Source organism: Streptococcus sp. 517s, from assembly GCF_054445985.1.
The window spans coordinates 1,089,053-1,110,667 of record NZ_CM136847.1; the positions used below are offsets into that span (position 1 = coordinate 1,089,053).

Annotated in this window: 19 protein-coding genes and 1 pseudogene; 1 reads left to right on the plus strand and 19 read right to left on the minus strand. The window is 42.0% G+C overall.

All coding sequences use genetic code 11. From position 1 onward, the window contains the following. Nucleotides 1–52: 52 nt before the first annotated feature. The 18 genes and pseudogenes from ppc to ybeY all read right to left on the minus strand — a co-directional run bounded on the left by ppc (nucleotide 53) and on the right by ybeY (nucleotide 18,721). Nucleotides 53–2,749, minus strand: a complete 2,697-nt coding sequence (ppc, locus tag ACVX3R_RS05545; RefSeq protein WP_084851880.1) for a phosphoenolpyruvate carboxylase — start codon at nucleotides 2,747–2,749, stop codon at nucleotides 53–55. Nucleotides 2,750–2,773: 24 nt separating this feature from the next. Beyond that, entirely contained in the window at nucleotides 2,774–3,997 is a 1,224-nt protein-coding gene (ftsW, locus tag ACVX3R_RS05550; RefSeq protein WP_000703349.1) for a cell division peptidoglycan polymerase FtsW, read from the minus strand. A gap of 188 nt (nucleotides 3,998–4,185) precedes the next feature. Continuing rightward, a complete protein-coding gene (gene prsA, locus ACVX3R_RS05555; RefSeq protein WP_458794495.1) occupies nucleotides 4,186–5,127 on the minus strand; it encodes a peptidylprolyl isomerase PrsA in 942 nt (313 codons plus the stop codon). Nucleotides 5,128–5,194: 67 nt separating this feature from the next. After that, nucleotides 5,195–5,908: an O-methyltransferase gene (locus ACVX3R_RS05560; protein ID WP_458794496.1), complete on the minus strand. Its 714-nt coding sequence runs from the start codon at nucleotides 5,906–5,908 to the stop codon at nucleotides 5,195–5,197. A gap of 1 nt (nucleotide 5,909) precedes the next feature. Then, nucleotides 5,910–7,712, minus strand: coding sequence for an oligoendopeptidase F (pepF, locus tag ACVX3R_RS05565; RefSeq protein ID WP_458794497.1), 1,803 nt, complete (start codon nucleotides 7,710–7,712; stop codon nucleotides 5,910–5,912). A gap of 18 nt (nucleotides 7,713–7,730) precedes the next feature. Beyond that, nucleotides 7,731–8,687 (minus strand): competence protein CoiA, encoded by a 957-nt coding sequence (locus ACVX3R_RS05570; RefSeq protein ID WP_458794498.1) that lies wholly within the window; start codon nucleotides 8,685–8,687, stop codon nucleotides 7,731–7,733. A gap of 76 nt (nucleotides 8,688–8,763) precedes the next feature. Beyond that, nucleotides 8,764–9,912 carry a PDDEXK family nuclease gene (locus tag ACVX3R_RS05575; RefSeq protein WP_458794499.1) on the minus strand — a complete coding sequence of 383 codons (1,149 nt, stop codon included), beginning with the start codon at nucleotides 9,910–9,912 and terminating at the stop codon, nucleotides 8,764–8,766. Nucleotides 9,913–10,096: 184 nt separating this feature from the next. Then, nucleotides 10,097–10,948 (minus strand): annotated as a pseudogene (tehB, locus tag ACVX3R_RS05580) (SAM-dependent methyltransferase TehB); the annotation flags it as partial. 15 nt (nucleotides 10,949–10,963) lie between these two features. Further along, nucleotides 10,964–11,431 (minus strand): SsrA-binding protein SmpB, encoded by a 468-nt coding sequence (gene smpB / locus ACVX3R_RS05585; protein WP_001051742.1) that lies wholly within the window; start codon nucleotides 11,429–11,431, stop codon nucleotides 10,964–10,966. Next, complete coding sequence (gene rnr, locus ACVX3R_RS05590; RefSeq protein ID WP_458794500.1) at nucleotides 11,394–13,748, minus strand: ribonuclease R; 2,355 nt, start codon at nucleotides 13,746–13,748, stop codon at nucleotides 11,394–11,396. The genes smpB and rnr overlap by 38 nt, the downstream gene beginning before the upstream one ends. A 97-nt stretch (nucleotides 13,749–13,845) precedes the next feature. Next, nucleotides 13,846–14,079, minus strand: coding sequence for a preprotein translocase subunit SecG (secG, locus tag ACVX3R_RS05595; protein WP_007519515.1), 234 nt, complete (start codon nucleotides 14,077–14,079; stop codon nucleotides 13,846–13,848). Between the two features lie 39 nt (nucleotides 14,080–14,118). After that, nucleotides 14,119–14,268, minus strand: coding sequence for a 50S ribosomal protein L33 (gene rpmG / locus ACVX3R_RS05600; protein ID WP_007519517.1), 150 nt, complete (start codon nucleotides 14,266–14,268; stop codon nucleotides 14,119–14,121). Continuing rightward, entirely contained in the window at nucleotides 14,268–15,467 is a 1,200-nt protein-coding gene (locus ACVX3R_RS05605; protein WP_458794501.1) for a multidrug efflux MFS transporter, read from the minus strand. The genes rpmG and ACVX3R_RS05605 overlap by 1 nt, the downstream gene beginning before the upstream one ends. Further along, the gene (coaE, locus tag ACVX3R_RS05610) at nucleotides 15,454–16,059 is read right to left on the minus strand and encodes a dephospho-CoA kinase (protein WP_458794502.1); all 606 of its coding nucleotides are present in this window, start codon (nucleotides 16,057–16,059) and stop codon (nucleotides 15,454–15,456) included. The genes ACVX3R_RS05605 and coaE overlap by 14 nt, the downstream gene beginning before the upstream one ends. Next, the gene (mutM, locus tag ACVX3R_RS05615; RefSeq protein ID WP_458794503.1) at nucleotides 16,059–16,883 is read right to left on the minus strand and encodes a DNA-formamidopyrimidine glycosylase; all 825 of its coding nucleotides are present in this window, start codon (nucleotides 16,881–16,883) and stop codon (nucleotides 16,059–16,061) included. The genes coaE and mutM overlap by 1 nt, the downstream gene beginning before the upstream one ends. Before the next feature lie 48 nt (nucleotides 16,884–16,931). Further along, a complete protein-coding gene (era, locus tag ACVX3R_RS05620) occupies nucleotides 16,932–17,831 on the minus strand; it encodes a GTPase Era (protein WP_000143275.1) in 900 nt (299 codons plus the stop codon). A 16-nt stretch (nucleotides 17,832–17,847) separates the two neighbouring features. Continuing rightward, nucleotides 17,848–18,243, minus strand: coding sequence for a diacylglycerol kinase family protein (locus tag ACVX3R_RS05625; RefSeq protein ID WP_458794504.1), 396 nt, complete (start codon nucleotides 18,241–18,243; stop codon nucleotides 17,848–17,850). After that, nucleotides 18,227–18,721, minus strand: a complete 495-nt coding sequence (gene ybeY / locus ACVX3R_RS05630) for an rRNA maturation RNase YbeY (RefSeq protein WP_458794505.1) — start codon at nucleotides 18,719–18,721, stop codon at nucleotides 18,227–18,229. The genes ACVX3R_RS05625 and ybeY overlap by 17 nt, the downstream gene beginning before the upstream one ends. A 104-nt stretch (nucleotides 18,722–18,825) precedes the next feature. On the opposite strand from ybeY, the gene pavA reads away from it, so the two are divergent. Then, nucleotides 18,826–20,481, plus strand: a complete 1,656-nt coding sequence (gene pavA, locus ACVX3R_RS05635) for an Rqc2 family fibronectin-binding protein PavA (RefSeq protein WP_458794506.1) — start codon at nucleotides 18,826–18,828, stop codon at nucleotides 20,479–20,481. A 32-nt stretch (nucleotides 20,482–20,513) separates the two neighbouring features. Here pavA and deoD read toward each other — a convergent pair whose 3' ends face one another. After that, nucleotides 20,514–21,224: a purine-nucleoside phosphorylase gene (gene deoD / locus ACVX3R_RS05640; RefSeq protein WP_458794507.1), complete on the minus strand. Its 711-nt coding sequence runs from the start codon at nucleotides 21,222–21,224 to the stop codon at nucleotides 20,514–20,516. Nucleotides 21,225–21,615 lie beyond the last annotated feature (391 nt).

The following is a 21,615-nucleotide window of genomic DNA, read 5'->3' on the forward strand; positions in this document are numbered from 1 at the left end:
TTTTAAACAATTCAAAAACTTCCCCTTGAAAAAAGAGGAAGTTTGTAGAATATCAGCCTGAATTACGCAAACCAGTTGCAATTCCGTTAATAGTTGTATGGATCAGTTTTTCTTCGTCAACTGACAATTCGCCGCGACGTTGACGTTTGATCAACTCCAACTGGATGTAGTTAAGGATGTTAAAGTAAGGCATACGATAGTTCAGGCTGTCTTTTAGGTAAGAGTTTTCTGCCAACAGTTCGTCATAGCCTTCGATAGCTAGAATAACGTCCTTAGTCAATTGCCATTCATCTAAAATAGTGTAGTAGATAGCCTGCACTTCTTCATCTTCACAGAGCTTAGCATATTCAAAAGCAATGTTCATGTTAGACTTAGATAAGACCATATCTACATTGGAAAGCAAAGATTGGAAGAAAGGCCAGTTTTGGTACATGTCTCGAAGAAACTCGATATTCTTTGGATCTTGATCTATAAACTCTTTAAAGCTGGATCCCACACCATACCATCCAGGGAACATGACACGACTTTGTGACCATGAGAAGACCCAAGGAATGGCACGTAGACCACCGATTTCAGTGATGGTCTTACGAGCTGCTGGACGCGAACCAATATTGAAACTTGAAATAGCCTTGATTGGGCTTGACTCGAAGAAATAGTCATAGAAATGTTCATTCCCAAAGACCAAATCACGGTAGATATCGTAGCTACGGTCCACCACTTGATCCATAACAGCTTCATAACGATTTGACGTGTTGGTATCGCTCTTCTTCTTGGTAATCATACGGTTAATGGCTGCAGAAACCAACATTTCAAGATTATAGTAGGCAGCGTCTTTGTTTCCGTATTTGTTTCCAATGACTTCTCCTTGCTCAGTCAGACGGATACGGTCCTTGATAGACTTGAGCGGTTGAGATGTGATGGCTTCATAAGTTGGACCACCACCACGACCTACAGTACCACCACGTCCATGGAAGAAGGTAACTTTAACGCCAAATTCATCCCCGATAGCAGTAAGTTGTTGTTGTGCTTTATAGAGAGTCCAACATGATGATAAATAACCACCGTCTTTATTACTATCGGAGTAGCCAAGCATGATTTCTTGGTAGTTGTCTTTTGAAGCAATCCATTTTTTAGCCAATGGAAGAGAGAAATATCTTCTCATGGTTTCTTCCGAGTGATCCAAATCTTCAATCGTTTCAAAGAGGGGAACAATCTGAACGCGCGCTTTTTGAGCATCTACCAAGCCGACTTCCTTGAGCATGATGGCTAATTCTAGCATATCAGATACACTTGTCGCGTGAGAGATGATGGTTTGGCGAATGACATTTTCACCCAGTTTATCCTTCAACTTACGAGCAGTTTTGAAGATAGACAATTCTTTCTCAAGCAGTTCTGACTTTTCAGCATGAGTAGCTGAGAGGATACGAGGATCTTCTTCCAACTCTTTTAAGAGGAGGGCGCATTTTTCATCTTCAGAGAGATCGCTATAATGGTCGTTGATGCCAGCAGATGCTAACAATTCAGCCACACAGGCTTCATGAACACTAGAGTCTTGGCGCATATCGATAGAAGCAAGGTAGAAGCCAAAGATTTCAACGGCTTGCATCAGTTCAACAAATTCTCCTGAAATCAGGTATTCTCCTTTGTTCTCAAGGAGAGAATCTCGAATGGCCAACAAGTCTTGATAGAATTCATCTGCAGTAGCATATCTAGGCTGAAGATCCTTATCTTCAATGAGATAAGCTTTAGTTGCCTGCATCTTAGCTTGGATATCAAAAAGAGCACGACGATAGAGTTCTTTTTCGCGATAAATGGAGTTATCTTGTGACTTAAGCGCCATCTCACGAACTTTATCACTGACATTCACGATACTGGTTGACAGTGAAAATTCACGATAAAGATTATAAATCTTTTCATCGTAGTAGTTCATGATGACTTCGCACTGAGTCAAGGCTGATTTATTGAGGGTTTCCGCTGTTACGAAAGGATTTCCATCACGGTCTCCTCCAATCCACATCCCCATAGTAATTGGTTTTGGATGTTGGAGCTCAATTCCTTGTTCTTTAGCTAGTTTCTTATATTCAGCCGTCAAACGCGGAACAGCATTCAGGAATGAACTTTGATAGTACTCCATCACGTTGGTGATTTCGTTAGTTACTTTCAACTTCTTCTCACGAATCATGTCTGTTTGCATGATAATTTCAATGTAACGACGGAGATCCATGTTCCATTTTTCTTTATTAATCAAGCCTAGTTTGACATCACGGTACTTACGCAAGAGCGTATGGATATGGTTGGTCAAGTCCAGCATACTCTTGCGTTGTACTTGCGTTGGATGGGCGGTCAAGACAGGAACGACATTTAACTTTTCTAAAATTTCAGCTGCATTTTCTTTTTCAGCTACCATCTTTATGGTTGTAGACAATTTCCCTAGATAGTCTTGGTCCACATTGTTCTGGTGGTTAATTTTATAGGCTAAGTCCACATCCTCAGATATATTAATCAAGAGTGGAAGGATAGAGAAATAACGAGAAATGTAAATCATTTCTTCATTGGAAAGGCTAGTCACCAGTTCATTGAGCCCTTGATAGTTTTCATTTGTTGATAATTCCTTCAACTGCATGATTTTTTCAAAGGTCTCTGGCGCTAGCATATTTTTTGTAATATCTTCTAGTAGCTCTGTCAAAATCAAGACTTCTTCTTGGATGACGGCTTTATTACTATAGTTTTCTAATTTCTGAAGAGACATATATTTTTCCTTTCCATATAATCCTTACAGACCTTCAACAGTTTGAGATTCGTATTCTCTAATGAGTTTAGCACGTTTCTCGCTGGCATCGATATTTAATACAAGGGCAATGGCTACGGATAATACCAGGAGACTGTTCCCACCTTGTGAAAGGAAGGGGAAGGTCACCCCTGTAGAAGGAATCAAACCAGAAATCCCACCGATATTGACAAAGATCTGAACAAGAATCATCCCTCCGACACCGATAGCAACCATGGAGTTAAAGGGATCCTTAGCTCGAATACCAACCAAGATGATTCGCAAAATTAAGAAGAAGAGTAAAGCCAAAATCATACTCGCTCCTACGAATCCAAACTCTTCGATAACAATCGAAAACACGAAATCCGTATGGGCTTCTGGCAGATAGCCACGTTTCTCGATCGAATTTCCCAATCCCAGTCCGAACCAGCCACCATTTACCATGGCATAGTAGGAATTTGCAAGCTGGTGTCCTGCACCTGCCAAGTCATTAAAGGGATTAAAGAAGGCACTAAAACGTTTAGCAACGTAACCAAATACCGGTATCTGAGAAAATTTTTCAACCCCAACGAGACGAATGACAGACAATACTAAAATTGAACTCCCTGCCAAGAGAGCTAGAATGGTCGAGAACCAACGATAGGCAATTCCACTAACGGTGTACATAATGAGCGCTACCAAAACCAAGATGGTCGCATTTCCCAAGTCGGGGAAAATCCCCAAGCTACCAATCAGAACCAGCAGAACAAAACGCCAATCGTTAAAAGCTCGAGGTAGCCATTGATTTTGGGTCAACACCTGGAAATCATAAACCGCAATCTCATCTTGCTGTTTTGAAAAACGATGTGCCAAGTACCAGATGATGATAATCTTAAGGTATTCAGCCGGCTGAATCGTTACAGGTCCTACAGAAATCCATCCGTATGCTCCATTGACAGGTGTTCCGACCAGACGCGCTAGGGCTAAAAGAACCATCTCCACAATCATCACGATAAAAATGAGACGTCCATTTCTCAGGAAACCTAATTTTAATTTATAGATTAAGGCAATCAAAACCAAACTAGCTACCCAGAAAATCCCCTGGTTACGTACCAATTGAAAAGCGCTTTTTCCTTCCTCAATTAGGGTTGCACTCGTTGTCGAGTAAACTACAATCAATCCCAAAATCGACAGAAGAAAATAAGGAATCAAAATGGAATAGTTTAGTAGGTGCCTTTTACTAATTTTCATATTTCACCACTCTAATAGGAACAGAGGTGGTTGTCCCTAATTCCGTTTTATTTTCTAGTTTTGATTGTTATTATACCACTTTTTCAGAAAGAAAAAAACTATTATCCTTTAATCCTTCGAATTTTACTTGTTTTTTGTCTTCAAGCATAAAAAATACAAACCTCAAATGAGATTTGTATTTTCATTGCTTAGTTAGATGAAGAGCTACTGCTTGAGCTTGAGTCACCACCACCGATGTATTGGGTGAAGATGTTTTGGAAGGCTTGATCTTTGACCTTGATGTTTGCTGCTTGCAATTCTTTACCAATTACTCCTTGAACAAAGGCAGAATCATTTTGTTTTTGAGTCAAAATGATGGTCTTCAATTTTTCTTTGTAGTCATCTAGGTTTGATGATTTTTCTGTCTTCTTCGTTACTTTAACGATGTAGAATTGATTGCTATAGGCTTGTGTTCCAGTAGCCGTAATCACATCAGAAACACCGTTCACATCCAAGGCAAAGGCTGCTTTTTTGACTTGTTCTGGAAGTTCTGTTGAAGCAGAGTCAAAAGTGATTTCTCCACCATTTTCTTTTGTCTTATCATCGTTAGAATTGTCTTTTGCCAACTGAGCAAAATCTGCACCTTCTGCTTTCGCTTTTTCAAGCACTTCTTTCGCCTTGTCTTCATTATCCATACGGATGATTTGAGCTGTTACATCTGGTGTATAAGACTCAAAAGCCTTTTGGTAAGCCTCATCTGTCAATTCACTCTCTGCAGCTTTCTTAACTGCCAATTCAACCAATTTGCTAGTACGAATTTGAGCTTTGCGAGTTTCAGCAGTCATACCTGCCCGTTGAAGTACACTGTTGTAGCTATCGCCGTATTTCTTTTGTTCCTCAGCAACGGCGTCATCCACATCTTTGTCAGTCACTTCTGACCCATATTGTTTTTCAAATACTTTTTGGATGGTCATATTAAGCAAGACTTGTTGCGCAGTTGAATTATTCTTTACTTCTTCAAAGAATTGATGCTCCGTAATCACATCACCCTTCATGCTGATCAAATCTTTTCCTTCAGAACTATTTGAACAAGCTGCAAGTGTTGCTACTGATAAAAGTGTGATGGCTCCTGCCATAATTTTTTTCTTCATGTTTACTCCTTTTACGGTAAGTGTTACTTTATCTATTTTACTATAATTTCTTAAATTTTTCTGAAAATCATTTATCATCAGGTAGCTGTATATCTGCTACGTTCTTTCGTAGCATGAGAATGCCATCACCAAGAGGAACTAGAGTTGCTGTTAGACCTGGATTATCCAAAGTTGCGTCGAAAAGTTTTTGCAAACCACGATAAATCGTTCGCTGCCCTCGTCGAACTTCCATGATGTCCTTGGCAACATCACCTCCTTGAAAAATATCATCCAAGACAACCACTCCACCAACTTCAAGTCGTTTAAGGATTTCAGGCAGAAAGACGATGTACTTGGACTTAGCCGAATCCATAAAGACAAAGTCATAAGTTTCTGTCAAGCTAGACAAAACATCGACGGCATCTCCCTCTAAGAGGGTGATTTGCTTACGACTGTCAAACTGGGCAAAGTTTTCCTTGGCAAAGCCTATCATCTCAGGATTACGGTCAATGGTTGTAATCTTAGCATCTGGCGCATGCTCTGCCATCAAGAGTGCTGAAAAACCGATAGCTGTCCCAATTTCCAAAATGTTCTTGGGCTGTATGGTCTCCATGAGAAATCGAAAGTAGGTAACTGTTTCATGAGGAATGATTGGGATATTTTCCTTGCGAGCGAAGGTCTCCAATTCTTTCAAGGAGCCTGTCACCTGTTTTTGACGCTGGCGCATGAGTTCTACGATTTCTTCCTTGACAACAGGGCGACGCATGTTATGGTTGGCATTTTTACTATACGATTCAACCATCTTATGCCAATCCCAATTTTTCAACAAGGGCTTCAAACTCGTTCAAGCGACGTTCAAAGACTGCAAAGGCGTCGTTGAGATAGTCTTCTTTTTCCATATCAACACCCGCTTTTCTCATAACATTGAGCGGATAGTCAGACTTACCTGCTTTGAGATAGTCGATATAGCGGTCACGATCTTCTGGACTACCATGGACAATCTTTTCAGCCAAGGCTGAAGCAGCTGCAAAACCAGTTGAATATTGATAAACATAGTAATTATAGTAGAAGTGTGGGATTCGCGCCCACTCGTATTGGATCTGAGGATTGTCTTCCTTGCTGAGTCCATAGTACTCTTGGTTCAAGTCAGCATAGAGCTTATTGAGGAAATCACTTGTCAAGACTTCTCCATTTTGGTCTGCTTGGTGGATAGCATGTTCAAACTCAGCGAATTGAGTTTGACGGAAGACTGTTCCACGGAATCCGTCCAAGAAGTTATTAAGGATAGCAAAGCGTGTTGCGTCGTCTTCTACTTCTTCCAACAATTTCTCCGTCAAGATATTTTCGTTGGTCGTTGAGGCAATCTCAGCCAAGAAGATAGAGTAATCTCCGTAAACATAAGGTTGGGTTTCACGAGTATAGCTAGAGTGCATACTGTGACCTGTTTCATGGACAAGGGTAAAGAGATTGTCTAGATTGTCCTGCCAGTTTAGAAGCATAAAGGCATTTGTATCATAAGAACCACCAGAGTAGGCACCAGAACGCTTGCCTTGGTTTTCATAGACATCAATCCAACGCTCACTGAAGGCACGTTTAACACGTCTCAAGTAGTCGTCACCCAAGACCGCCAAGGCTTCTTCTGCCTTTTTCAAGGCTTCTTCGTAGGTAAAGCTGTATTCTACTGACGAAAGCGGTGTGTAAACATCGTACATCTTGAGATTAGAAATCCCCAAGATTTTAGAACGAAGTTCTAGGTAACGATGCAAGAGTGGCAAATGCTTGCGAACTGCTGCAACTAGATTGTCATAGACACTTTCTGGAACAAAGTTGGCAGCGAGGGCTGCATGACGAGCACTCTTATAGTTACGAACTTTTGCTCGGTAGTTTTGCACCTTAACATTTGTCTGCAAAGTCTTAGCGTAAGTGTGTTGGAATTGCTCATAAGTCGCATAGAGGGCTTCATAGGCACCTCGACGCACTTCACGGTTTTTAGACTCCATCAAACGAATGTAAGTACCGTGTGAGAGTTGCACTTCCTTGCCTTCGTCATCAAGCACGTATGGGAAGCTAATATCCGCATTGTCCAAAATAGCGAAGGTTTCACTAGCAGCGCCAAAGATTTCTCCTGCTCCAGCAAGCAATTCTTCCTCACGTTGCGAAAGAACGTGGTCTTTCTTCTGTAAGAGCTTATCAAAAAAGTGTTTGTATACTTGGAGTTTTGGTTGAGCTTCTAGGAAGGCCACATACTGCTCTTCGCTAATCTCCATAAACTCAGGTTCATAGAATGAAAAGGCTTGTTCTAACTGACTGTATAGGGTCATTGCCTTAGCATAGTACTCTTGATACTTGGCTTCACGCGTGTCCTGATCGTTTTTCATATGTGCATAGACATAAAGCTTTTCAACTTGGCGTTCCAAGTCAAGTGAGAATTCTGTGATCTCAAGCAAACTGTCTGCGCTGTCCAAGAGATGTCCCTCATACTGGGCTGCTGTTTGTACTTTTTCAGTTAAATCTTTCAAGGCTTCTTCCCAAGCCTGGTCTGTTGGGTAGATTGTCGAAAGATCCCATGTATCTTTTTCATTTATTTCATGTCGTTGTAATACCATAAGATTCCTCCATCCTTTCTATTTTACCACATTTTTTGAGAAATATAAGTGATAAAAGGCTGGTGGATAGAGCTTTTGGCGATTATTTTTCGGATTTTTTTGATAGTATGTCTGAAAATTTCTATAATAGCTAGCCAAATCCGTTTCAATCTGCAAAAAATCACCTGACTCTATCGGTCTGACCTGGGGATACCAGTCGTCCAGTTGATGGTTTAATAGATTTTCTCCTTGATAATAAGCTTCCTCCTGCTTCTTCATCCAGTAAGGCGTTTGGTAGTACAACTGCTGGCGAATGTAGTGACAGATAGTGGAATCTTGCACAACTGCAAAACGAGGCAGTTTTTGTTTTTGATAAGGAAATCGTAAGATTTCCAAGAGATTTCCTTGGCCATAGGGAAATTCCTTGACCTGAAAATGAAGTTTGCCACGTAGGTCCTGATGTAAAAGGTATTTAAGTCTCAAAACTTGCTTTTTGAGATCTAGTTCCCAAACATAGAAACCCATATTTTGACTAAAATAGAGAAATCCCCTTTGTAATTGTGTTAATCGCTCTTTTAACCAGAGTTTTTCTCCCAGTAGCCAGATAACTTGGTATCCCTGACTGCGGTAGCCTTGACTTCTATCGCCTAAAAGCTTTTGAGACAAGGAACTGCACTGGATCTCCAGAGCTAGTTTCTCATTGACTAGAACATCCGCTATCTGCTGAATCTCGGGCAAACTATATTCTAAGGCGACCTGACTATCTTTCTTGGCCCAGTGATAAAGGGCCTCTTTATTTCCCAAGTGTTCTGGACTTTCATTTTCAAAAATGGCCATACAATCTCTTAAACTTTCATGGGCAAAGTGCGTTCGAATGCTCTGCCCTTGGCGTAATCGTAGCCCGCCTCCACAGGCTGGACAAGTATAGGGTTGCTTGGTCACATCTTTTTCGAGGGCATTCACCAATTTTCCCTTGGCATCTCTAGCTACAAACATGGTCTACCTCCTTTTCTCATTTATTCGAAAAAGAACTAAAAAAGACTGGAATTCCAGCCTTTCATGATATTATTTCTTATCTTTTTTGTCTCTTAGAATATTTTTTTAGCATGGGAATGAGATTGGGAATCTGCTCACTTCTAATGACCAGCACGCCGTATTCCTGGCAGCGATTGGCATAAACAGGATTGATTTTCCCCGTACAGACAATTAACTTGAGGCAACTCTCCCCAGCAAAATGATTGGCATAGACTTCTAGCTCATTGATGGCTTCGACTGATAAATCTGTCATCTTGCAAGAGATAAAGGTAATCGAGCGCCCCTTTCTCAGAATGACATCAATCTCATTTTGAACATTGTCTGCCTCTGGAAAGATACCATTCCAATCAATCTCACCGCCTATCATGCACTCATCAAACAGCTGAGATTCGAGCGCCAAGAGATAGAGATATACCTCTAAAATATGCCCCTTGTTGCGGCAAAAGACTTGAGCTTCTTGACTTGGAAAGCTGTATGCTACTCGTTTCTTGTCTTCGCTTTCAATACAAAGCATCCCCGCTTCCACAAGTAAAGAAATAAGGGATTCTGGGTAGTGATAATACTTGCCATTGTTTTCCAATATCTTTTCAGTTTCAGCATATAGATCATTGGTCTTTGCTAGAGAGAAAAATTGGGTCACTTGGTACCAGTGGGCTGGATTGGTAATAGCTGAGCTGGCTAATTTTTTGATGGCTGAACTTTGCTGAGCTGAGTGGATAGGGCGTTTGGATTTGAGTATTTTTCCACCACGCAAGGCTATCAACTGTTGGATGCTTAGGGTAGGAATGTCCAAATCTTCTTTTTCCAACTGACCAGCTACCCACTTGTATTGTTTTCCTCGTTCAACATCCATTGCAACGATGGGGAAGTGGCGATCCAAGCCGTATTGATAGAGGGATAAGGCTAGTAGCGAATCCCCACCAAAAACATCAAGAATAATCTGGTCATAGCCTGCTAGACAATAATCTAACTGATCTGCTAGTTGTTCTAAGGATAACTGACGAAAGATCACTCGTTGGATATGGGGGACTTCATCCAGGATAAAATGGCGCAGTGAAAGTTTATCGTTATTGCTTATTTTCGTCAAAGATAGAAAAAGAATCTCGTCACAATCACTGACAAAAGCTTGGTAGACATTCTTTTCCAATACATACCGATCATACAGCTCCACCAAAAGACTCGTCATTCGATCACCTCCATCATCTACAACATCTTGCGCTGAGAGCGACAGCAATACAGCTCTACTGCTCAGATTTCCTACTTCTAGTATAGCATAAAATCCTGCTCGCCCCAATCACCCAACGCAAACAAAAAGAATAGAAACCTTGCAAAGTGATTTCTATTCGCTGGGTTAAGTTTGATTTACTTGATTTTTTGGCTAACATAGTCGCAAAGCGTAGTTGAATCCGATTGCCATTTTCATCACGACGGTGCAGATGTCCTGGATTTTCATTGTACTTGACCAATTCCCAATCCTTGTAGTAGTCCGCCAACTCCCCTTCTTTAAAGGTGAATGGGAAGTTGACTGAGCAAGGATAATCCTCCGTATCCATGGCACAGACGATGATATTGTAGCCTCCAACAGTAGTTTGCTCCTGCATATTTTGGATAATAGCTGGAATGCGGTCTGCTTGTAGAAACATTAAAACAACTGTTGAAACGATAAAATCATAGGCTTGCCCAATGCTGGCTGAATTGATATCATAAAGTCCTACAGGCATGTCTAGATCCTCTTGCTCTACGATGCTTTGCAAGATTTCAAGGGACAATTCATTTTGATCCACAGCTGTCACATCAAAACCATTCTGTGCAAGAAAGAGAGAGTTACGGCCTTGACCACAACCCAAATCTAAAGCCCTTCCTGGTTTTACCGTTTGCATGGCCTCTAGGACCTCTGAATGGACTGGATTGGTATTGTATTTCTTAGGGAAATAATCCTCAGGTTTACAATAAAATTCCAAATACCACTCTACATCGTCTGTTGCAGCCTCTACTCTGTTCCAGGCTTGCGGTTGCGCCATAGGGTTGTCTGCTCCTGCCTCAAAGAGGTGCTCAGCTAGAACCTCACCATCTTCAGTCAACTCAATAAACTTGAGGGCTCCTTTTAGAACTGTAATCTTCCCCCAAGTACCGACCTTGGTATTGTGCTTTTGCTGAACCGCCTCTGGCATGGTCTGTCTATTCCACAAGGGCATGCGTTTATAGGCAATTAGTTTTTCCATTTTCATTTCCTCTTTTTATCGCTGGTTAACAGCTTTCATGACCCGCGCGATGTCACGGTTCTGTTCACGTCGCTTGATCGACTCTCGTTTATCATAGTCATGTTTCCCTTTTGCTAAACCTAAAAGGAGCTTGGCATAACCATCTTTGATGTAGACCTTGAGGGGAACAAGAGTCATCCCTGTCCCTTTGGTTTCTTGTTCCAATTTTTGAATTTGCTTCTTATGGAGTAGGAGTTTGCGACGACGTTCAGGTTCCTGGTTCCAGATATTGCCCTCTTCGTAAGGAGCGATATGGACATTGCTCAACCAGACTTCCCCATTTTTTACCTGAGCAAAACCGTCCTTGAGATTGATTCGAGCAGCTCGAACGCTCTTGATTTCAGTTCCTGTCAGGACCATTCCTGCCTCTAGCGTATCTACGATTGTATAATCGTGGTGCGCCTTTTTATTTTGTGCGACGACCTTTCCCTCGCCCTTTGCCATGTTTGGCTCCTTTCTTAGCTACTTCTTTGTAAAAGGGTTTCTTTCCTTTTTTCTTTTTATCTTTTTGTGAACGCTTGCGCTTATCATTTGAGCGCCCTGATTTTCTCTTGTCTTCCTTCTTATCTGAACGGCGACTTGAACCACGACCCCTGTCTCTGCGACCAGCTTGTTTCAAGCCTTTTTCAATGACATCAAACTCACTAGGTACGAAAGAGAAATCAATCTCTCCTGTCATCTTATCGGCTCTTTCAACTCGAATGCGAATCTGTTGTCCTACACGGAAGGTTATTCCTGATTTCTCTCCACGAAGAGTCAAATCACGCTCATTGAAATGATAAAACTCAGGCAAATTAGTGATGTGGATTAAACCTTCAACTGTATTTGGCAATTCGACAAAAAGACCAAACTTAACAATGCTGGATACAACCGCATCATACTCTTCACCCACGTATTCTTCCATGTACTCAGCTTTTTTCATGGCTTCGACTTCACGCTCTGCCTCAATAGCGCGACGCTCACGGTTGGAAGACTGGGTCGCAATCTCTGGAATCACTTGTTCAAAATGCTCGGCTATTTCCTTAGAACGCCCATAGTCCCGAATCATGCGGTGAACAAGGAGGTCTGGATAACGACGAATGGGGCTGGTAAAGTGAGTATAATAGTTAGCAGCAAGACCATAGTGACCGTGATTGTGCTCTGAATAGCGAGCCTGCTGCATAGAACGGAGAAGCATCATGGATAATACATCCGCATAGGGTTCTCCCTCAACCGCACGCATGATATCTTGAAGCGCCTCCTGGCTAATCTCACTGGCAGTTCCATAAATTCGCAAACCAAAGCTCGAAGCATAATCAATAAACTTCTGAACCTTTTCAGCCTTGGGCTCCTCGTGAATCCGATAGATGAAAGGAAGGTCCAGTTTACTAAAGTGTTCCGCAACCGTTTCATTAGCAATCAACATGAAGGACTCGATCATCCGCTCGGCAACACCACGCTGACGAAGAACGATATCAACAGGCTTACCTTTTTTATCCACTAAGATCTTAGCTTCGCTGGTATCAAAGTTAAGGGCGCCACGCTTCTCACGCATGCTTTCTAGCCTTTCATGAAGCTTGGCCATAAGCTCGATACTAGGAACAATTTTCTTAAAGTCCTGTCTTTTTTCCTCGTCACCTGCTAAGATATCATTAACAGCGCTATAGGTCAGACGAAAACTAGTCTTGATAACTGTTTGTGTAATGGTGTAATTAACCACACGACCGTGTTTATCAATTTCCATAATAGCAGACTGGGTCAAGCGGTCTACTTGAGGATTGAGAGAGCAGATGCCATTTGATAGCCGTTCTGGTAGCATAGGAACTACACGGTCTGTCACATAGACAGAAGTCGCGCGGTTAAGGGCTTCCTTATCAAGTGCAGAACCCTCAGTCACATAGTAGGAAACATCCGCGATGTGAACTCCGAGTTCGATATTGCCATTTTTCAAAGGCTTGATGTGAACTGCGTCGTCCAAGTCCTTGGCATCCGCGCCGTCAATGGTAAAGGTGATTTCATCTCTCAGGTCCAGACGACCTTCCATATCCTTTGGAGACGGAGCTTCTGGCACACTTTCTGCCTCCTTGAGAACAGCTTCTGGAAATTCTGAGACAATATCCATGGATTCCAAGACTTCAAGTACATCAATTCCAGCATCAGTCGAGTGTCCGACCACATCGAGAACACTAGCGACAAAGAAATCATGTTTCTTACTTGGGTATTTGTCGATAAAAACCTTGAGAACCTCTGTACCTTCCAACTTGATAGCCGGTTTCTTCACATAAATCGGTTGGCTGATTTTTTGATTTTTGGAACGAATATAGCCAGCATACTTGGGCTTTTCCTGATCTAGAACGATTTGGCCGACAACGGTTGTCAGGCTGTGTTCTAGGATATCAATAATTTTGGCTTCTGCTGCCGTTCCCTTATTACGGTCAGCAACTTTCTTAATGACTACCTCTACGGTATCACCATCAATGGCATAGTTGACATCGTTTTTTCCTACAAAAAGGTCGTCCTCGTCCCCTTCTAGACTAACAAAGCCAAAGCCGTTTTTATGGGCATGAAAAATCCCTTTGAGGGTAATTTCATGTTTCTTCTTTTGGTCCAGACATAAGCTACCATCATCTTCAAAACGAATCTGGTGCTTTCTTTCCATCAGAGACAGGGTTTTAATCAACTCACGAAAATCCTTAGACCCATCCTTTCCGAAAGCCTGAGCTAGATCATTTACCGTCACTCGCCCCTTCTCTTGCAAATATTCTTTAATTTTATCTTTCATGTTTTCTTTCTAGATTTTTATAATTTCTTTTTGAGTGATAACTTTAGTAAACATCATTCAAAATAAAAATAGGCTAAGACCTAGTCTCGCCCATTTCTTATCTACTTGATAATACCGTCAATGCTAAGGCAATGGCTAGCCAGAAAAAGACTAAAACACCTGTCAAACGTTGCATCACAGCTTCAAAACCACGCGCCTTACTACGTTCAAACAAATCACCTGAGCTGGCATCAAATACATTGCTGGATTGGTTCTTAGTTGGTTGCATGAAAATCGCAATCACAATCACAACAGATAATACTAATAAAATGGTTAACAATAGGTTATACATATCAAACTCCTTAAAATCCCTATTATTTTACCATAAAATCTACTTAGATTCAAGATGTAGGGTTACTTTTCTTTCCTTGGGACAATACTTTAAAACCTCAATCTTGTCAGGATGAGTTTTGGAGTTCTTACTGGTTAGATAATTCATGCTGCCACAAGAGGAGCACTTGAGATTGATTTTTACTCGCACTAGATTTCCTTTACTTTTAATAACGATCTAAATTGCACTAAGTTACATAAACAACTAAAAGCCACACAGGCTGCTGTCGCATAAAAGACAGCATGGTAGCCCAAATATCCTGCAACTGCGGATCCCGCCATAGGTCCGATCACTCCACCAAGGTAAAAAAAGACTTGGTTGAAGGCGAAAATCCTTGAAATACCTGATTTTGGAGTCATTTTGCTGAGAAGGGCATTGACTCCCGGTATGAGAGCTCCCGTTCCCAAACCAAAGAGAAAACGATACAAGCCAAGTTGAAGGGGGCTGGTTGCATGGGCACAAAGAAGGTAAATGATGACGGAATAAATCTGCGCCGCGACCAACAATCTATGATTCCCTACCTTATCGCCAAGTTTTCCTAGAATTCCAGCACTCATCATGCTAGAAAATCCCATGCTGGATACGATTAATCCTGATACAAGGAGGAGATTTTCGGACTGCCCTAAGTCCCGCACATAGAGAGCTAGAATGGGACCAATTGATTGAGCTGAAAATTGAATGACAAAGCTCGTCAAAAATAGATTCACTAAAAGCCTAGGATACTTGAAAGAAGAAAATACTTCTTTCGTTGGGATAGCCTTCTCCTTAGCCACTGGCTGAAAATCTTCCTTGATAAAGAAAATGGTTAGGATTGCAGCTAAAAATAAGAAAGCACCTACCAATAAAAAGACATTACGAATGCCAAAAATTTCAGCAATAAAGCCTCCAACAAAGGGACCCGTCAGTGTTCCTGCAACAACACCTGTAGATAGAGTTCCCAGAGCCGCTCCCGACTTATCTTTAGGTACCTGACTGGCAATCAAGGCCGTTGCATTGGGGACAAAACCAGTAAATACACCATTGAGCAAGCGCAGAAAGAGTAGCCAATAGATATTCGGAACAAAGGCCAAACCTCCCATGGTAATGGTCATGGCAAGACCTGCTCGAATCATCATGGGTTTTCGACCATATTTGTCAGCAAGAATACCCCAGATAGGAGAAACTAGAGCTGCTGAAACAGCCGAAACTGAGATGGCTAATCCAGCATAAAAAGCAACTTGATCCCCTTCAATTCCCAACTGCTCTACAAAGATAGGCATGAAAGGGACGACCAAGGAGATACTGGCTCCCGTTAGAAAACTACCGAACCAGGCGACACGAAGATTCTCTTTCCAACTAATCTCTTGCACAGCTATCGCCTCCTTCAAGTAACTTCACTACTTGAGTCACAAGCTGATCACGACTGCCATTATTATCTAATATATGGCTCGCCAATTTTTTCTTTTCTTCTAAAGACCACTGGGTTGCCAGACGGGACTCTGCTACTTCCTTAGAAAGATAATCCCGTTTCATGAAACGTTCCACCTGAACATCACGGTTCACATAGACCAGCCATGTTTCATCAAACCAGGCACTGTAGTCCTGTTCAAAAAGTAGGGGAATATCCATGAAAAAAATCGCTTCTGTCTGAGTCAACTGGTCTCGCAATGCAGCCAATTCCTCACGAATAATCTCTCCTTGAGTTATCCTAGACCATTCACGTTCTTCAGGATTTGAAAAAATGAGACTAGCTAGGAGAGGGCGATTGAGTTCTCTATTTTCAAGGATGATTTCCTGCCCAAAGTGCTGAACTAAGAGCTGATAAAGACGACCACCAGGTTTTTGTAGTTGGTGAACGACTGCGTCAGCATCCACCACTTGAAAGCCTTGTTCTCTTAGGAAATTTGTCACAGTTGACTTACCAGAAGCAATTCCTCCTGTGATTCCGATGATTTTTCCCATCAGCTCCTCCTTTGACACTGAGGACAAAAATGAGTTCCCCGTCCACCGAGCTGGAATTTCTCAATCACTGTCCCACAGCGCGAACATGCTTGTCCAGTCTTATCATAGACCTGATGGAAGTCCTGCATGGTTCCGTCTTCCCCAAAGGCATTGGTATAGGTCCGAATGGTGGAACCGCCCTTTTCGACTGCCTGTCCCAAAACAGCAATGGTCTGGTCATGAATAGCTGACGCTTCTTCTGCCGTCAAAGTCTGGGAAGGTCCTGCTGGATGAATCTGAGCTCGCCAGAGAACCTCATCCACATAGATATTGCCAAGGCCGGCTACCAAGGTCTGGTCTAGGAGATGAGATTTGATAGGCTTTTTAGACTTGGATAGAGCAGCTTGAAAGACCTGCAAATCAAAGTCCTGCTCTCTTGGCTCAGGCCCTAGTTTTTTAGATACAAAGTAGGCATCCAAAAGGTCGGGTGCCAAGAGTTCCATGGTGCCAAACTTGCGTACATCCTCGTAAACAAGCGTACCACCATCCTCAAACTGGAAGAGAATATGAGCATGCTTGCGTTCAGGAACCTGATCCGGATAGTAAAAATACTTGCCCTCCATCCGCAGATGGGAAATCAAGACTTTGTCTGTTAGGTAAAAAAGTAGATATTTTCCACGGCGTCCCATGGACTCAATTACTTGACCAGGCATTTTCTTTTGAAACTCTTCCAAATCTGTCTTAATCATCTTGGAATAACGAATCTCTACACTCGAAATCTTCTTTCCCAAGATCAATTTTTCTAAGCCACGACGAACCGTTTCAACCTCTGGTAATTCAGGCATAAATCCTCCTTCTGTAAAAACAAGAAGCAGGCATGAGCCCACCTCTACTTAGTATTCTTTTTCATTATAGCCAAAGTCAGCCAAATCTAGCTTTTTATCCCGCCAGTTTTTCTTGACCTTGACCCAAGTTTCTAGGAAAACCTTGTCCCCTAGCATGAGTTCGATATCACGACGAGCCATGGTCCCAATTTTCTTGAGCATAGCGCCACCTTTTCCGATGATAATCCCTTTTTGACTATCGCGCTCCACCATGATGGTTGCGCGAATGTGAACCTTGTCTGTCTCCTCGTCACGCTTCATAGAGTCAACTACTACGGCAACTGAGTGAGGAATCTCTTCACGCGTCAAATGAAGAACTTTCTCACGAATCATTTCAGAAACCAAGAAACGCTCAGGATGATCTGTGATTTGATCAGATGGGAAATACTGGAAACCTTCCTCCAGATTTTCACTAAGAATATCGATTAGTCGAGAAACGTTATTTCCCTGAAGGGCTGAGATAGGAACAATCTCCTTAAAATCCATCTGGTTACGGAAATCATCAATCTGAGCCAAGAGCTGATCTGGGTGCACCTTGTCAATCTTATTCACCACCAGAATCACAGGAACCTTGGCAGCCTTGAGACGCTCGATAATCATATCGTCCCCCTTACCACGTGGCTCATCAGCTGGCACCATGAAGAGAACAGTGTCTACTTCACGAAGGGTGCTGTAGGCTGATTCCACCATGAAATCCCCAAGAGCTGTTTTAGGCTTGTGAATTCCTGGTGTGTCAATAAAGACGATTTGCTCCTTATCCGTGGTGTAAATCCCCATGATTTTATTGCGCGTTGTCTGCGCCTTGTCACTCATAATGGCAATCTTTTGCCCCATGACGTGATTCAAAAAGGTTGACTTCCCAACATTGGGACGTCCTAAAATGGCTACAAAGCCTGATTTAAATGTCATAATTTCCTCTTAGTGTTTAAAATAGCATATCCCAAATACGTGGGATAAAGATAAGTGCACCTGTCACCGCAGCAAAAAGAGAGACCACTAGCACGGCACCTGCTGCCATGTCCTTGGCTTTCTTTGCCAACATAGAAAAGTGATAGTGACTGGCTAAATCCACCACATTTTCAATAGCAGAGTTCATAATCTCAAACGCTACTACCAAGAAAATGCTCATTAGGAGAAAGAGCCATTCAATTCGTGACACCTGAAAAACAAAACCTGCAAGGATGACTACTAGAGCCGTCACTGCATGTTTTCGCATATTGCGTTCTTCCTTGAAAGCAGTCAGAATTCCTGTCAGGGCAAATTCTAAACTAGATACCAGGTCACGATTTTTCCATTTTCGTTTATTATCTTGTGAGTCCATAGGCTGTCAAAATTTCTTCTTGTAAATCGAACATCTCCGCTTCTTCTTCCGGAGTGTAGTGATCGTAGCCGTTAATGTGTAAAAAGCCGTGTACTGCCAAGAAGCCCATTTCACGCTCAAAGCTGTGACCGTATTCCTCAGCCTGCTCATGCGCTTTATCGATAGAGATAAAAAGCTCCCCAATGTAGGCATCAAACTCAGACATCATTTCTGCCAATTCAGGATTTTCAAGCAAATCCTCTTCGTCAAAGGCAATGTCCAACTCTGGCTTATACTCAAGGCTGATAACATCTGTCGGACGATCGGTATCACGGTACTCCAGATTGAGTTCGTGGCTACGCTCGTTGGTCACAAAAGTGACTGCCATCTCCTTGTCTTCTTTTCCTATTTTTTGGGCTGCAAATTCCAAAATTTCTTGGGTTTGTTGCAAGATTTCTTGTGAAACTTGACCAGTTTCATCTACCATTTCAATATACATGTACTTCTCGATTCTCTTTACTTGGCTTTATTATACCACATTTCCATGATTTTATTCTACCTTTTTGATATAATACTATGGAATACAATCACAAGGAGAGAACGATGTCATTTGACGGATTTTTTTTACATCACATGGTTGAGGAATTGAGAAGCGAGTTAGTCAATGGTCGCATCCAAAAAATCAATCAACCTTTTGAACAAGAGTTGATCTTGCAAATCCGCAGCAATCGCCAAAGCCATCGCCTGCTCCTTTCTGCCCATCCCGTTTTTGGACGCATTCAGCTGACTCAAACGACTTTTGAAAATCCAGCCCAACCTTCTACTTTTATCATGGTTTTGAGAAAGTATTTGCAGGGTGCCCTGATTGAGTCAATTGAGCAAGTGGAAAACGACCGTATTGTGGAAATTACCGTTTCCAATAAAAACGAGATTGGGGACCATATCCAGGCTACCTTGATTATCGAGATCATGGGAAAACACAGCAATATTCTCCTCGTAGATAAAAGTAGTCATAAAATCCTCGAAGTTATCAAACACGTTGGCTTTTCACAAAATAGCTACCGCACCTTACTTCCAGGTTCGACCTATATCGCTCCGCCAAGTACCGAATCTCTCAATCCTTATACTGTCAAGGATGAAAAGCTCTTTGAAATTCTGCAAACCCAAGAACTAACAGCAAAAAATCTTCAAAGCCTCTTTCAAGGTTTAGGACGCGATACAGCAAATGAATTGGAAAACATTCTTGTCAGTGATAAACTGTCTACTTTCCGTAACTTTTTCAGTCAAAAAACCAAGCCATGCTTAACAGAGACTTCCTTCAGTCCAGTTCCTTTTGCGAATCGTGTAGGAGAGCCTTTTGCCAGTCTTTCGGATCTCTTAGATACCTATTATAAGGATAAAGCCGAGCGCGACCGCGTTAAACAGCAAGCCAGTGAACTCATTCGTCGTGTTGAAAATGAGCTTCAAAAAAATCGCCATAAGCTTAAAAAACAAGAAAAAGAGTTACTAGCGACAGACAATGCTGAGGAATTTCGCCAAAAAGGGGAATTGTTAACAACCTTCCTTCATCAAGTACCTAATGACCAAGATCAGGTTACCTTGGACAACTACTACACCAATCAACCTATCACCATTGCTCTTGATAAGGCCTTGACTCCCAGTCAGAATGCCCAACGCTACTTTAAACGTTACCAGAAACTCAAAGAAGCTGTCAAATACCTGACTGAGCTGATTGAAGAAACCAAGGCAACTATTCTTTATCTAGAAAGTGTAGATACCGTCCTCAACCAAGCTGGGCTGGAGGAAATCGCTGAAATTCGTGAAGAATTGATCCAAACAGGCTTTATCCGAAGAAGACAGCGAGAGAAAATTCACAAACGCAAAAAACCAGAACAGTATCTGGCTAGTGACGGCAAAACCATCATCTATGTCGGTCGAAACAACCTGCAAAATGAGGAGTTGACTTTTAAAATGGCCCGCAAGGAAGAACTTTGGTTCCACGCCAAGGACATCCCTGGAAGCCACGTCGTCATCTCAGGAAATCTTAACCCTTCTGACGAAGTTAAGACAGACGCGGCAGAACTGGCTGCCTACTTCTCCAAAGGGCGCCTGTCTAATCTAGTTCAAGTAGATATGATTGAGGTTAAAAAACTCAACAAACCAACTGGTGGAAAACCTGGCTTTGTAACCTACACAGGACAAAAGACCCTCCGAGTTACACCGGACCCAGAAAAAATCGCATCTATGAAAAAATCCTGATTTTACTTGAAATCAGGATTTTCTTTTATTTTTTACTCTGCAATCAAAGTTTCCAAACCAACCTTCATCATATCGGTGAAGGTGTTTTGACGTTCTTCTGCAGTGGTGTCCTCATCTGGATTGACCAAGCTATCAGAAATGGTCATGATAGCAAGTGCATCAACGTGGTGTTGGGCAGCCAAGTAGTAAAGAGCTGCTGCTTCCATTTCCACAGCTTTAACTCCCCATTTACCAAGTTCGATGTTCTTTTCAAAGTAGTTTGAGTAAAAGACATCAGATGACAAAACGTTCCCAACGTGGGTGATCATACCGAGATCTTTGGCGATATGGTAGGCCTTGTCTAGCAAGTCAAAACTAGCGATTTGTGGGAAATCATACTGTGGCCAGTCGTTGCGAATGATGTTTGAGTTGGTTGCAGCTGCTTGCGCCAAGACCAATTCACGGACGTGGACATCTTCATTCAAAGAACCCGCAGTTCCCACACGGATTAATTTTTTCACACCGTAGTCCACAATCAACTCACGCGCGTAGATAGAAATCGATGGCATTCCCATCCCAGTTCCCATGACAGATACACGGTGGCCCTTGTAAGTACCAGTGTAGCCAAACATGTTACGCACTTCGTTAAAACAAACAGCATCTTCAAGGAAATTCTCCGCAATAAACTTAGCACGAAGAGGATCCCCCGGAAGAAGAATTTTATCAGCAATTTCACCCTGCTTAGCAGCAATATGGATAGACATAATATAAGATACCAAACCCGTCAAAAAGCGAAGGGAAAATAGGAGTTGGGCGCAGTGAGCGATGCTCGCTAGACCAACTATCTTTTTCCCACTGCTTTTAGGGTGGGTTCAATTCCTTTCTTTCTTAATTTTGATGATAAATAGGAGAATAGCTCGGGTTCAATTCAGAACACCTCACTCTACCTTTCTTTTTTGTATATTTAGGATAGCGACAGAGAACAAAGTAAAAATAGGAAACTGACGAGGCATCCCAGATGCTAGACAGTTTATCTTTTTTACACAGTTCTCCGCCCGTATTCAGTTTAGCAAATACGGTTTACCCATCCTTTCTTTCTTGATTTTAAATTTAAATATTTCGCAGAACAGTTAGCCAGAGTTTGACTATAACTCA

What these genes read in the sequence shown, in the direction of transcription:
- ppc (WP_084851880.1), bottom strand. Translation starts at nt 2,749, where the DNA reads ATGTCTCTTCAGAAATTAGAAAACTATAGTAATAAAGCCGTCATCCAA.
- ftsW (WP_000703349.1), bottom strand. Translation starts at nt 3,997, where the DNA reads ATGAAAATTAGTAAAAGGCACCTACTAAACTATTCCATTTTGATTCCT.
- prsA (WP_458794495.1), bottom strand. Translation starts at nt 5,127, where the DNA reads ATGAAGAAAAAAATTATGGCAGGAGCCATCACACTTTTATCAGTAGCA.
- ACVX3R_RS05560 (WP_458794496.1), bottom strand. Translation starts at nt 5,908, where the DNA reads ATGGTTGAATCGTATAGTAAAAATGCCAACCATAACATGCGTCGCCCT.
- pepF (WP_458794497.1), bottom strand. Translation starts at nt 7,712, where the DNA reads ATGGTATTACAACGACATGAAATAAATGAAAAAGATACATGGGATCTT.
- ACVX3R_RS05570 (WP_458794498.1), bottom strand. Translation starts at nt 8,687, where the DNA reads ATGTTTGTAGCTAGAGATGCCAAGGGAAAATTGGTGAATGCCCTCGAA.
- ACVX3R_RS05575 (WP_458794499.1), bottom strand. Translation starts at nt 9,912, where the DNA reads ATGACGAGTCTTTTGGTGGAGCTGTATGATCGGTATGTATTGGAAAAG.
- smpB (WP_001051742.1), bottom strand. Translation starts at nt 11,431, where the DNA reads ATGGCAAAGGGCGAGGGAAAGGTCGTCGCACAAAATAAAAAGGCGCAC.
- rnr (WP_458794500.1), bottom strand. Translation starts at nt 13,748, where the DNA reads ATGAAAGATAAAATTAAAGAATATTTGCAAGAGAAGGGGCGAGTGACG.
- secG (WP_007519515.1), bottom strand. Translation starts at nt 14,079, where the DNA reads ATGTATAACCTATTGTTAACCATTTTATTAGTATTATCTGTTGTGATT.
- coaE (WP_458794502.1), bottom strand. Translation starts at nt 16,059, where the DNA reads ATGGGAAAAATCATCGGAATCACAGGAGGAATTGCTTCTGGTAAGTCA.
- mutM (WP_458794503.1), bottom strand. Translation starts at nt 16,883, where the DNA reads ATGCCTGAATTACCAGAGGTTGAAACGGTTCGTCGTGGCTTAGAAAAA.
- era (WP_000143275.1), bottom strand. Translation starts at nt 17,831, where the DNA reads ATGACATTTAAATCAGGCTTTGTAGCCATTTTAGGACGTCCCAATGTT.
- ACVX3R_RS05625 (WP_458794504.1), bottom strand. Translation starts at nt 18,243, where the DNA reads ATGGACTCACAAGATAATAAACGAAAATGGAAAAATCGTGACCTGGTA.
- ybeY (WP_458794505.1), bottom strand. Translation starts at nt 18,721, where the DNA reads ATGTATATTGAAATGGTAGATGAAACTGGTCAAGTTTCACAAGAAATC.
- pavA (WP_458794506.1), top strand. Translation starts at nt 18,826, where the DNA reads ATGTCATTTGACGGATTTTTTTTACATCACATGGTTGAGGAATTGAGA.
- deoD (WP_458794507.1), bottom strand. Translation starts at nt 21,224, where the DNA reads ATGTCTATCCATATTGCTGCTAAGCAGGGTGAAATTGCTGATAAAATT.